The 12,134-nt window shown below is 61.8% G+C and carries 14 protein-coding genes; 8 read left to right on the plus strand and 6 right to left on the minus strand.

From position 1 onward, the window contains the following. Nucleotides 1-61: 61 nt before the first annotated feature. Nucleotides 62-397 (minus strand): hypothetical protein, encoded by a 336-nt coding sequence (locus NCS02_RS25360; protein ID WP_250523326.1) that lies wholly within the window; start codon nt 395-397, stop codon nt 62-64. 28 nt (nt 398-425) lie between these two features. Here NCS02_RS25360 and NCS02_RS25365 point away from each other — a divergent pair, with 28 nt between their 5' ends. Beyond that, nucleotides 426-1,532, plus strand: coding sequence for an aldose epimerase family protein (locus NCS02_RS25365; RefSeq protein ID WP_250503625.1), 1,107 nt, complete (start codon nt 426-428; stop codon nt 1,530-1,532). Between the two features lie 205 nt (nt 1,533-1,737). On the opposite strand, the gene NCS02_RS25370 is transcribed toward NCS02_RS25365, so the two are convergent. Then, complete coding sequence (locus tag NCS02_RS25370; RefSeq protein ID WP_008347927.1) at nt 1,738-2,034, minus strand: hypothetical protein; 297 nt, start codon at nt 2,032-2,034, stop codon at nt 1,738-1,740. Nucleotides 2,035-2,306: 272 nt separating this feature from the next. On the opposite strand from NCS02_RS25370, the gene NCS02_RS25375 reads away from it, so the two are divergent. Continuing rightward, a complete protein-coding gene (locus NCS02_RS25375; RefSeq protein ID WP_250503626.1) occupies nt 2,307-3,359 on the plus strand; it encodes a helix-turn-helix transcriptional regulator in 1,053 nt (350 codons plus the stop codon). Here the strand turns inward: NCS02_RS25375 and NCS02_RS25380 are convergent. Next, entirely contained in the window at nt 3,310-4,599 is a 1,290-nt protein-coding gene (locus NCS02_RS25380) for an MFS transporter (RefSeq protein WP_250503627.1), read from the minus strand. The two genes, NCS02_RS25375 and NCS02_RS25380, sit on opposite strands and share 50 nt — an antisense overlap. Before the next feature lie 145 nt (nt 4,600-4,744). Here NCS02_RS25380 and NCS02_RS25385 point away from each other — a divergent pair, with 145 nt between their 5' ends. The 6 genes from NCS02_RS25385 to NCS02_RS25410 all read left to right on the plus strand — a co-directional run bounded on the left by NCS02_RS25385 (nt 4,745) and on the right by NCS02_RS25410 (nt 8,624). Continuing rightward, nucleotides 4,745-5,626, plus strand: coding sequence for an RNA polymerase sigma-70 factor (locus tag NCS02_RS25385; protein WP_250503628.1), 882 nt, complete (start codon nt 4,745-4,747; stop codon nt 5,624-5,626). Nucleotides 5,627-5,743: 117 nt separating this feature from the next. After that, nucleotides 5,744-6,223, plus strand: coding sequence for a carboxymuconolactone decarboxylase family protein (locus NCS02_RS25390; protein WP_175980753.1), 480 nt, complete (start codon nt 5,744-5,746; stop codon nt 6,221-6,223). Nucleotides 6,224-6,261: 38 nt separating this feature from the next. Further along, a complete protein-coding gene (locus NCS02_RS25395) occupies nt 6,262-6,669 on the plus strand; it encodes a cupin domain-containing protein (protein WP_250503629.1) in 408 nt (135 codons plus the stop codon). Between the two features lie 76 nt (nt 6,670-6,745). Next, the gene (locus NCS02_RS25400; protein WP_250482013.1) at nt 6,746-7,759 is read left to right on the plus strand and encodes a LysR family transcriptional regulator; all 1,014 of its coding nucleotides are present in this window, start codon (nt 6,746-6,748) and stop codon (nt 7,757-7,759) included. A 118-nt stretch (nt 7,760-7,877) separates the two neighbouring features. Continuing rightward, nucleotides 7,878-8,051 (plus strand): NAD-dependent epimerase/dehydratase family protein, encoded by a 174-nt coding sequence (locus NCS02_RS25405; protein WP_250436482.1) that lies wholly within the window; start codon nt 7,878-7,880, stop codon nt 8,049-8,051. Between the two features lie 39 nt (nt 8,052-8,090). Further along, nucleotides 8,091-8,624, plus strand: a complete 534-nt coding sequence (locus tag NCS02_RS25410) for an Ohr family peroxiredoxin (RefSeq protein WP_250503630.1) — start codon at nt 8,091-8,093, stop codon at nt 8,622-8,624. On the opposite strand, the gene NCS02_RS25415 is transcribed toward NCS02_RS25410, so the two are convergent. The 3 genes from NCS02_RS25415 to NCS02_RS25425 all read right to left on the minus strand — a co-directional run bounded on the left by NCS02_RS25415 (nt 8,606) and on the right by NCS02_RS25425 (nt 12,119). Further along, complete coding sequence (locus NCS02_RS25415) at nt 8,606-9,970, minus strand: MFS transporter (RefSeq protein WP_250523327.1); 1,365 nt, start codon at nt 9,968-9,970, stop codon at nt 8,606-8,608. The genes NCS02_RS25410 and NCS02_RS25415 overlap by 19 nt on opposite strands. A gap of 71 nt (nt 9,971-10,041) precedes the next feature. After that, nucleotides 10,042-10,377, minus strand: a complete 336-nt coding sequence (locus tag NCS02_RS25420; RefSeq protein WP_250457266.1) for an NIPSNAP family protein — start codon at nt 10,375-10,377, stop codon at nt 10,042-10,044. After that, nucleotides 10,374-12,119, minus strand: coding sequence for an FAD-dependent oxidoreductase (locus NCS02_RS25425; protein ID WP_250503632.1), 1,746 nt, complete (start codon nt 12,117-12,119; stop codon nt 10,374-10,376). The genes NCS02_RS25420 and NCS02_RS25425 overlap by 4 nt, the downstream gene beginning before the upstream one ends. Nucleotides 12,120-12,134: the final 15 nt, after the last annotated feature.

Below are 12,134 nucleotides of genomic sequence, written 5' to 3' on the forward strand. Positions count from 1 at the left end.
TTCGTCTTATGAATCAGCGCGTCGCCTTATTGACTCATTGGACGATAACAAGCACGCAAGATCAGCCGGCTTCACCTACGTCTTTCGGATTCGGCAGCTTTTCTTCCTTGCTTTCATCGGTGCGCTTCGGCGGCTCGGGCTCATTTCTCATCGTGCGCTTTTGCTCGTCGGACAAGCGGCGGTCGGCCATGTTCGGGTCTTCTGGCGTTTGGATGGGCGGCGTCGGTCGATCGGTTTGCTGATTCATGAGCGGCTCCTTGTCGTGTTCGTCGGATGACATGAAGATCTCGCATCCGACGTGCCCGCCGTACCGGGTACAGCCGATGCTCAATTCACACTCCGATGTATCGATCGAACGTTCTTCTCTCATTGCTCTTATGCAGTTCGCGAAAAACACGCTCATTCGTTTTGCCGCTATCGCATGCATGATTTTGTTATCGCCGCGCGGCTTCGCTGCTTCGATTGCCTCCGCGCCCTATGGCGCGACCCAACAAGGCCAGGCGGTCACGCAATTCACGTTGTCCAATGCGCGCGGCGTGTCGATGAAGTGCATCACGTATGGCGGCATCGTCACGCGTCTCGATGTGCCGGACCGGCGCGGGCGTCGCGCGGATATCGTGCTCGGCTTTGGCTCGCTCAACGACTATGAGAAGTACAACGGCAAGATCCATTTCGGCGGTCTGATCGGGCGTTATGCGAATCGCATCGCCGATGGAAAGTTCGAACTTGATGGCCGCGACTACAAGCTGCCCGTCAACGAGCCACCGAATACACTGCATGGCGGTCCGCATGGATTCGACGAGAAAGTCTGGACCGTGGTGAAGACGTTTCAGGGCGCGCAAGGCGCGGGCGTGCAGCTTCGCTATGTGAGTCCCGATGGCGAGAACGGCTTTCCCGGCACGCTTACTGTCGACGTAACCTACACGCTCACCGACGATAACGAAGTGCGTATCGACTATCGTGCGAAGACGGACAAGCCGACCGTCCTGAACCTCACGAACCATAGCTACTTCAACCTCGCGGGCGAGGGCAGCGGCAATGTCGAAGGGCAGCTCATCATGATCGCGGGATCGAGCTATACGCCGACGCGCGCCGATTCGATTCCGACCGGCGAGATGGCGAGCGTCGAGAACACACCGCTGGATCTGCGAGCGCTGACGCCGATCGGCGCGCGTTTGCGTTCGTCGAATCAGCAGATGCGTTATGCGCGCGGCTACGACCACAACTGGAAGCTCAACAAGAACGGCCAGCGCACTGGAGAACCCGGCTTTGCCGCGCGCGCCTACGATCCGTCGAGCGGCCGCGTGCTCGATGTCTATACGACGCAGCCCGGCTTGCAGCTCTACACGGGCAACGGTCTCGATGGCAGCGCGATCGGCACGTCGGGCGTGGCGTATCGACAAACGGATGGCTTCGCGCTAGAAACCCAGCATTTCCCGGACTCGCCGAACCGCCCCACGTTCCCATCGACCGAACTCAAGCCCGGCGACGAGTATCACGAAGTCACCGTCTGGAAGATCGGTGTGCGTTAGCGCATGTGTCGGGTGCGAATCGCACCCCGGGACGCGAAGCCACACGTAGAGGCACTTTTCGACGCGGTGGTCGGAATCGGCCCCCGCGTCGAGTGCTCTCTCTCAGGCTGGCCCTCGGAATTCGTTCGGCGCAAACGGAATTTTGCGTTTTGCATTCGAAATGCCTTGTCCTGCTTTGCATTTCGCATGCGCTGCTGGCGGAGCGCTAGGCGGCCGCCTTGTCGGAGTCTGCTGCCCGGTTCTGTTCGAGAAGATCGAGGAGCCGCAGCACGCGGGCGCGTTGCGTCGAGACGAGATCGCTTTCGTCGCCGACCGCGGCGAGCCGCCTTTTCCAGTAGGCATGATCGAACTGGTCGACCGCCTTTGAATTTCCCGATAGCGCGAGCGAACGGATCATGTGCTCGAGATGATCGAGCTGGGTGTCCGCGAGACGCGCGGGCTTGAGCATCGCTCGCGTGGCCTGCGCGGCGCGCCCGACTTGCACAATTTTCGACTTTTCCATGTGTGACGCCCCGAAACGTCTTTTCTCTCTTTATGTGCGGCTGAATTTTTTATCTTGACTAGCCGTAAACCCTAGGATGGGGAGTCAGCAATGTGACGGCGGGATGAAGGCAAGGAATCGCCGACCTGGCCGCCCACGACGCCGCACACGCTGCTCCTCGTCCAGCACGATATACCGGCATTCAAAATACGCTTTACCATGCGTCTCATTTGCTGGCGCGTATCGTGCGCGCCACAGCGCGAAGGACGACCCGACAACATCGACTGCCGCATATGCCCGCAGATTCCGATCCGCCGAAGATTTCCACGCACTTTTCGACGCGCGCCTGTCCGCGTGAGCGTCAATTGCTCGCATGGCGCGATCGGGTCGGGCATGTGGTCGATGTCGTGCCGGACAAGGATCAGATTGCACGCGGCTTCTCGGGCAGCATCGATTTGCATGCGGCGGGCGGCCTCGTGTTCACGGAAGCGCGCACCGACGCGCTCGTGCTCGAGCGATCTATCGCGCGCGTCTCCACTGACACGCGTCGCGATTTCGCATTTCACGTCTATGTGGAAGGCGAGACCGGTCACGTCAGCGGGCTGAGCGTCAAGCGCAGCGCGCCTGGCTCTGTGCGCGGCATCATCGCACTCGATCTGAATCAGCGCTTTCGCGTCGAACGTCCGGCGTGCCGCGTGCTGACGATGTTCGTACCGCGTGCAATCGTCGCCGCGCATATCGGCGACTGCGACGCGTTGCACGGTCGCGTGCTGCCCGACCAAGCGCCGCTCGTGCATTTCGTGTTCGAACATTTCGAGGCCACCGCGCGAGAATTGCCCGTGCTCGACCGGCCCGACGCCGCTGACGCGCTCGATGCCGGCGCGCGGCTCCTGCTCGCGGCATTCGCCGACAAGCCGAATGCCGCGAGCGATTCACGCGCCGCACTGCAAACGGCCGTGAAGAGCCAGGTGAAGCGTTACATCGAAACGCGCCTGCATGAGGCCGATCTCACGCCGACCGCGATCGTCGAGGCACTCGGGCTCAAGCGCGCGACAGTCTATCGGTGGTTCGAGCAGGAGGGCGGGCTCGCCGCATATATTCGACTTCGCCGCTTGCGCGAAGCGGCCGACGAACTCGCGCTGTTTCCCAATCTGCAGATAGCGGATATCGCATTCGGTCTCGGCTTCAAGAGCGCATCGGATTTCACGCGCGCGTTTCGCCGCGCGTTCGACGTCAGTCCGCTCGAGATGCGCCTGCGCGCGCTCGAACTGTTGCGCGCGACGAGTGGCGATCCCGTCATGCGGATGCGCGCCGCGCACTCGCGCGGCCTTCCGGAAAGCGGCTGAGCGCAAGAAGCGTCAGGCAGTTCGCGGCGAGCAGATACCACGCGGGCGTCATTACGTTGCCCGTCGCGCCGACGAGCCATGCGACCGTCAACGGCGAGAATCCCCCGAAGATGACGACGCCGAAGGTATAGATCACGGCGAGGCTCGCCGCGCGCCGATGCTTCGGGAAGGCTTCGAGCATGAGCACCGAAGCGGCGCCCGCGTTGTTCAGCGCGACTGCGACATAGAGCAGGATGATGACGAGCGCGAGCCCATCCGGTGCGCCTCGCGTGAGCGCATAAAACGCGGGATAAGCCGTCGCGAGCGCGGCGAAGAGCGAGGCATATTGCAGCGTCTTGCGGCTCATCAGCCGATCGGCCGCAAGCGCGACGAGCGGCGTGACGATCAGAATAACGAGGCCGGAGAGCGACGCGATCAGAAAGCTGATGACAGGCGGCCGCTGCAGCGTATGCGTCAGATAGCTCGGCATGTACAGCACGGCGATGTAGATGCTCGACGATGGCGCGGCCATCATCAGGATGCCGCATGCGAGCGGGCGCGCGTGCTCGCGCAGTACAGTTGCGAGCGGCGTGCGCGCGGGTCGGGGCTTCGACGTGGATGCGTCGCCCGGCATGCGGCGCAGAAACCATCCGAGCGGCGCGATCAGTCCGCCGATGAAGAAGGGCGCGCGCCATCCCCATTGCAAGAGTTGCTCCGGCGACAGAAGCGCCGATGTGCACGCGCCGACGAGCGCCGCCACGCACGCGGCCGCGCCCTGACTCGCACCACGCCAGCTGACGATGAAGCAGCGCCGTTCATAAGGCACGGATTCCATCAGCAGCGCCGATGCCGGTCCGATCTCGCCGCCCGCCGCGAGTCCTTGCAAAAGCCGCGCGACCACGATCAGCACGGTCGCGCTCGCGCCGATCGCCGCGTGCGTCGGCAAGCATGCGATCAGCCACGTACCCAGCGCCATCACGGCGATCGACAGCCGCATGCCGGCTTCGCGTCCGCATCGATCCGCGTATCGTCCGATGAGCACTGCGCCGAGCGGACGCATCACGAAGCCGGCGCCGAATGTCGCGAGCGATAGCAGCAGAGACGAGGCGGGATCATGCGCGGGAAAGAACAGCCGCCCGATGATCGCCGCGGAGAAGCCGTACACAGTGAAGTCGTATGCGACGAAGCCGTTGCTGATCACCGTCGCTACGATGATGCGGGTCAGATTCGCGGGCGCTTGTGGACGTTCGATTTCAGTCATGAATGAGATTGGCGCGTTCGATTCTGGCCATCGATATTAACGGCCGTGTTATTCATATCTTTAAAGGAATATCGCGCACGCGTAATATACGATCTCCTTTCAAGCCGATGACTTCACAGACGTTCAGTAACGAGGAATCGCCTTCATGGATGACGCCACGCGCGAATTCGACCGCTTGCGCCCTCGTCTGCAGGGCATTGCGTATCGCATGCTCGGGTCGGTCGCCGAAGCCGAGGATATCGTGCAGGACGTATGGCTGCGCTGGCATGCGGCGGCTCACGAAGCGATCGGGAATGCCGAGGCGTGGCTCGTCGCAGTGACGACGCGCCATTCGATCGACCGGTTGCGCGCCGCGAAGTTGCAGCGCGAACACTACACCGGCATCTGGCTGCCCGAGCCGCAGATCACCGAGCCGCCGGCAACGCCGGAGGAAGTCACCGAGCGCGCGGACGACGTATCCGTCGCGTTCCTCATGCTGCTCGAACGCCTCACACCCGAAGCGCGCGCGGCGTTTCTGTTGCGCGAGGTCTTCGACGCCGACTATGCGGAGGTCGCGAACATCATCGGCAAGACGGAGGCCGCATGCCGCCAGCTCGTGAGCCGAGCCAAGGCACAACTACGCGAAGAGCGTCCGCGACGTTCGGTGTCGCGAGAGATTCAAAGGCGCTTGCTGCATGCATTCGCGCACGCGATGGAGCTCGGCGATTTCGCAGCGATTCACGCGATGCTCGCGGAGGACGCCATGCTGATCGGCGATGGCGGCGGGCGCGTGCAGAGTTTCCCCAAACCGCTTTTGGGCGGCAAACGCATCGCGCAGCTTTTTTATGCGGCCTTTCTGCGGTATGGAAACGGCGTGTGTCTCGAACTCGTCATGCTGAATGAGCAATGGGCGCTGCTGCGTTTCATCGACGGCAAGCTCGAATCCGCGCAGACTTTCGATATCGAAGATGAACGCATCGTACGCATACAGGTGCAGCGCAATCCGGATAAGCTCGAACGCATTGCGGCTCGCCATGGCAATGCATGAACGCTCGCGATTCGATTGATGCATGCGAGGCAACAGCGTGGGCACGTTCGCATGTCTACCGCGACAAGCCGCGCAAACCTAGGATGACATCCATCTTCAACCAGACATGGAGTAATCATGACGCAGCGAATCAACTACATTCAACAATCTCCCGAGCTTTTCCGGAAGTTCTATGAGTTCAGTCAGGCGGTGCGTGAATGCTCGATCGAGCAGACGACCCGCGATCTCGTGACGCTTCGCGCATCGCAAATGAATGGCTGTGCGTTTTGCGTCGATATGCATGTGAAGGAAGCGAAGATTCATGGCGAGCGCGAACTGCGCACGCATCACGTTGCGATCTGGCGTGAATCGCCGCTGTTTTCGCCGCGCGAACGTGCCGCGCTCGCGTGGACCGAAGTGCTGACGCGCATTCCCGAGCATGGCGTGTCCGACGATCTCTTTGCACGCGTGCGTGAGCAGTTTTCGGAGAAGGAGTTGTCGGATCTGACGTATATCATCATCGAGATCAATGGGTGGAACCGTGCGAATGTCGCGTTTCAGACGGTTCCGGGTTCGTCGGATAAAGCTTTCGGCCTAGACAAGGCAAACCTGTCGTAGTGCGTTCGCGCCGTCGTTCGATCATGGGAGAACGGATCATGCACAGCATCAAACGCGTGGGACTTGCACTCGTCTTCGGATGCGCGGCGCTCGCGGCGAGCACGGCGCACGCGGCGCCGGAGGCCGGCGTCAAGGAACTCATGACGAAGCCGCTTCCGGAATATCCCGGCAAGGAGGCGCTGATGATCAGCGTGGAGTATCCTCCGGGCGCGGTCGATCCCGTGCATCGTCACGACGCTCATGCCTACGTATATGTCCTGGAAGGTACGATCGTCATGCAGGTTCGCGGCGGCAAGGCCGTGACGCTCAAAGCCGGCGATACCTTTTATGAAGGCCCTGACGACATTCACACTGTGGGACGCAACGCGAGCAACACGAAGCGCGCGAAATTCATCGTGCTGCTTCTCAAGGACAAGGACAAGCCCGTTCTGACGCCCGTTAAATAAGAAATTCGGCATGGCGCGTCACAAACCGTGTGGCGCAAACGTCTTGTTGGACAGAGCCACTACGTTTCGTGCCGCCATGCCATCAGACCTTGTGTGTCATTCCGACGATTCTCTCGCGTATAGCTTCGTAGCGAGTTATGCGGGCGTCGTTTCTTTTCTTGCCGTCGCCAACGAAGGCAGCTTCGCGAAAGCGAGCGACCGCCTGGGCATCGGCCGTTCCGCCGTCAGCCGCAACGTACAGAAGCTGGAAGCACAGCTCGATGCGCGTCTCTTCCTGCGCACGACGCGCAGCACGTCGCTCACACGCGAAGGCGAGCTCTTCTACAAGAATTGTCAGCCAGGCGTGGAGCGCATCGTGCAGGCGCTGGAGGACATGCGCGAGTTGCGCAACGGGCCGCCACGCGGTCACTTACGCATCGCGTCGGCGCCGGGCTTCGGCCGCAAGGTCGTCGCGCCGCTTCTAGCCGGCTTTAATGCACGCTATCCGGACATCGCACTCGAACTGCTGCTGAACGATCGTCCGTGCGATTTCACGGCAGATCGGGTGGATGTCGCGTTTCGCGATGGTCACATGGAAGATAGCGAAGTCGTTGCAAAGCAATTGATTCCGATGCAGATGATCGTCTGCGCATCGCCGGCGTATGCGCGCGAGCACGGCCTGCCGCGTCATGTCGACGATCTCGACGACCATCGCTGCATCAATTTCCGCGCGCCGGCGGGGCGCATCGCTGAATGGGAATTCAAGGTCGACGGCCTTGCGCGAAAGCGCTCGCCTGCGGCCCGGCAAACCTTCAACGATATCGACCTGATGCTGCAAGCAGTGCTCGACGGGCAGGGCATCGCACAACTGCCTGCGTATCTCGTCTGCGATTCGCTCAAGGCGGGGCGCCTCGTCACCTGTCTCGCGCAATACGCGCCCGACGATGGCGGCCACTATCTTTGCTATCTCAGCCGCAAGCATTTGCCCGCGCGCGTGCGTGTATTCGTCGATTACATGACCGAGCAGACGCGGGCGCTTGATCTGCATTGCCTGACGACGTTCATCACGAACCCACGTGCGGGCGTGCAGCAGCTCGTCTCAACTGATTGATGCATCGAAGGCAACACTGCGCATCCGTGCGAGGCGCTACCGGATGCACGCCTGCACGCCTACGATGCGTCACGCATCGCGCATTCGCGCATTCGCGCATCGTTTCGAGGAGGAAATCATGAACACCGTAGTCATCGGCGGAAGCGGACTCATCGGCAGCAAGGTCGTGGAGCGTCTGCGTGCGCGCGGGCACGAAGTAATCGCGGCATCGCCGGCATCAGGCGTCGACACGATGACAGGAAAGGGCCTGCAAGAAGGGTTGCAGGACGCGCGCGAGGTCGCGGCGCCTTGAGCGATCGTGCAACGTTCGCGCGAAGAATGGATGACCGCCATGGAGCATATCGATCCGCCGCGCGTCAGCCTGCTCGACAGGTATCAAGGACGCGACGTGCAACCCCTGTATTCGACGACCGTCGCGGTGACGGGTGGCGATGCGGGACATGGCCGCGCGACGGGCGAGGCACGATCCGACGACGGCAATCTCGCTCTTGACCTGCGTATGCCCGAGGCGCTCGGCGGTCCCGGCGGCGGCACGAACCCCGAGCAACTGTTCGCCGCGGCCTACGCTGCATGTTTTCATGGCGCGATGGTCCTGCTTGCGGCGCGCGCCGGCATCGTTGTCGAGGCTGCAAGCGTGTACGTCACGGTCGAATTCAGCCGCGATCCGATGGACGGGCTCTTCGTGTTGACCGCCCACACACGCGTGCAGATGCCCGGCATCGAACGCAGCGTAGCTGAGGAACTCGTGCGCAGCACGGAACGCTTTTGCCCTTATACGAAGATGGCGCGTCAAGGCATCGTCAACATAGTTGCGCTTGCAAATACCGACGATGCCTCGAAAGCACATCAAGTCATCAAACGTTGAGTGGCTTCACTCGCTCTATCGCGCCGGCTCAACGCGCCCAACGCGAACGCGGCGATGATTGCGGGAATCGCGAGCAGCGTGAAGACCGCGCCAAATTGCAGCCCCATGCTCATGAGCACGCCGCCGGTCATTGCGCCCGCGACCGCGCCCATGCGGCCGATGCCAAGCATCCATGCGACGCCGGTCGCGCGGCTTCGCGTCGGATAGAACGACGCGGCGAGCGCCGACATCGATGTAACCGCGCTCGTCACCGCTGTTCCGGTCAGGAAGATCAGCAGAGCAAGCCAGAACTGATCCGCGATGCCGCGTCCGATTGTCAGCACCATCGCCGCTGCGAGCACATGAGCGCACGCGTTCACGCGTCGCGGATTGGCCTTGCCCATCACCCAGCCAAGGCACAGGTTGCCGAGAATGCCGCCGAGCGGAAAGAGCGATGTCGTGAGCGCAGCGCGCTCGGCGGAGAAGCCTGCATCCTTGAAAAGCGTAGGAAGCCAGTTCGTCAGCAGATAGAAGATCATCAGCCCCATGAAATAGGCGAGCCATAACATGGACGTGCCAAAGCGATAGGGACGCGAGACGATGATGCCGAGCGAAGATTTGTCGGCGCCAGCCGTGCGCGTATCGGCAGAAGTGAACGTGACGCGCGCGCCTTCCGCGAGACGCGGATCGTTCGAGATGCGGCGCAGGATGCGCGCGATCTTTCGCGTAGGGCGTTGTCTCACGACCATGAACTGTGCGGACTCGGGCAACAGAACGAGCAACAGCACGGTGAGCACGATAGGACCGAGTCCGCCGGCGACGAGCACGCTTTGCCAGCCGAAATGCGGTATGAGCCATGCGGCGCAGAGCCCGCCAAGCGATAGTCCTACGGAGAAGCCGCAGAACATCGCATTGACGGCGATAGCACGAACGCGCGCCGGTGCGTATTCGGACATCAGCGTGACCGCGTTGGGCATTGCCGCGCCGAGACCCAGGCCGGTGAGAAAGCGCCACGCGGTTAGTGTTTCGACTGAGCTTGCTTGTGCCGATGCGAGGCTCCATACGCCAAAGAAGAACACGGAAAGGGCAAGCACCGCCTTGCGTCCGATACGGTCGGCGGCCGGCCCGGCCACGAGCGCGCCGATGCCGAGACCGACGAGCGCCGCACTCATCACCGGGCCTAACGCGGCGCGCGTGATGCCCCAGTCGCCGATCAACGACGGCGCGATAAAGCCGATTGCCGCGGTATCGAAACCGTCGGCCGCGACGACGAGAAAGCACAGGATCAGAATGACCCATTGATAGGGCGAGAAGCGCTCGCCGTCGATAAAGCTCTGGACCTCGATGGTCCCGACGTTCTTTTCCATGCCGTTATGTCTCCATTCATTCATGTGCAAGCGGAAGAACGCGGCCTTCGTCGTGCCGCTATGCCGCGCGTTTATCGAACCGCTGGCGATAGACTCTTGAACTCGACGCGCCTGATGATGCGGCTTTCCTGGGCGACGATGAGATGCGCCGACGCATGCAGATAAGCGGGCCATTCGGGGTCGTTGTCGCGCGCGGTGCGCCGCTGGTCGTAATCCGCGATGCTCTCGTAGCCCCACAGATGCACGACCTGATTCAACGCGCCGATATCGCTCATATAGAAACCTACGGGCGCGCCGAGATATCTGGTCTGAATAGGCATCGCTAGACGCTCGAATACGTCGATGAATTCCGACATGCCGCGCGGCTTGATCGTATAGATGCGGTGATCGATGAAAGGCTTGCTCATGCTGCGCTCCTCAATTCGCTGGACTTCGCGTGCGCGTCGACGCTGCCCGCGAGATGCAATCCGGTGAGATAACCGAACGTCATGATTGGACCGAGCGTGATGCCCGCGCCGGGGTAGTTGCCGCCCATGACGCTCGCGCGGTCGTTGCCGACGGCATAGAGCCCTGGTATCGGCTCGCTGCCCTTGAGTACCTGGCCATGCGGATTCGTCGCGATTCCGTCGAAGGTGCCGAGATCGCCCATAACGACCTTGAGCGCGTAGTACGGACCGTCGCCAATCGGTGCGATGCAAGGATTCGGCTTGTGAGCGGCATCGCCGAGATAGCGGTTGAAAGATGTCGTGCCACGGCCGAAAGCAGTGTCCTTGCCCTGCGTGGCATCGCGGTTATAGTCGCGGACCGTCGCTTCGAGCGCTGTGGCGTCGATGCCTGTCCGCCGTGCCAGTTCCGCGAGCGTGCGGCCTTTGACGAGATAACCGTTCTTCAGATGAGGACCGACCGGTAGCGGCGCGGGCTTTACAAAGCCGAGGCCGTATTTGCGAATCGTCGCGTGATCGCAGATGAGCCACATGGCTGTTTCGCTTTCATCGCGACAGGCTTCGATCATCGCTGCGCCGACATCGTGGTAGGAATTCGATTCGTTGGTGAAGCGCACGCCGCTGCGTGTCACGCCGATCAAGCCCGGCTTGTAGCGATCGAGCAGATGCGGGAACACGCCGTATTTGCCGCCTTTTAGCGGCACGCGCGAGACCGGCATCCACGCAGCGGGCTGCGGATAGCGAATATCGACACGTCCGCCCACGCGCTCGGCCATGCGCGCGCCATCGCCGGTATTGCCTGCCGGCACAGGCGATACATGTTCGCCGCCGCGCCGCACATGCGGATAGGCCTTTGCGATGCGCGCGACATCGTGAGAGAAGCCGCCACACGCCAGCACGACACCGCGTCGCGCAACGATGCGCGTTTCATGTCCGTTCGCAATCACGATCGCCCCGGTCACGCGGCCCTTCACCGTAATCAGTTCTTTCGCGCCCGTTCGCGTGTGAATCGGAATGCCGAGATCGAGCGTGGATTTCGCGAGGCGCGCGGCGAGTGCGTTGCCGCTCGTGATCTGCACGCCGCGCTTGTATTGTGCGAGTTCCCGGATATGGCTCGCGAGTCGCTTCGCGACATACCACGCGGATTCGATCGATTTCGTCGCGTTAAAGAAATGCTTGAGATCCGCGCTCGACGAATTGAACATCATGCCGATGAAAGTTATCGTCTTGAGCGGCGGGCGCAGGCGCACGATGTCCTTGCCAAGCGCGCGTGCGTCGAACGGTTTTGCAACGACGGAACGTCCCACGTCGACACCGCCCGGCGCATCGGGATGATAGTCGGGGTAGAGCGTCGGCAGAAATTCGACCGAGGTCTCGCGCTCGAAGAATTCGATCATGCGTGGGCCGCTTTCAAGGAACGCTTCGACGGCTGCTTCGTCATACATCGCGCCCGTTTCGCTGCGCATGTATCGAACTGCGGCTTCGCGCGTATCCTGCACGCCCGCTTCTTTCGCGTGGCGATTTCCCGGTATCCACAAGACGCCGCCCGAGAACGCGGTCGTGCCGCCGAAGTATTCCTCCTTCTCGACGACGATCACGTCGAGCCCTTGCTTCTTCGCTGTAATGGCCGTGGAAAGGCCGCCGGCGCCCGAGCCGATCACGAGCACATCGCAAGCGAGATCGGACGACCGCGTTACGGTAGTCATGATGAAGTCCTTTGA

Origin of the sequence: Caballeronia sp. NCF2 (genome assembly GCF_023631205.1) — a bacterium.
Classification (GTDB): Bacteria; Pseudomonadota; Gammaproteobacteria; order Burkholderiales; family Burkholderiaceae; genus Caballeronia; species Caballeronia zhejiangensis.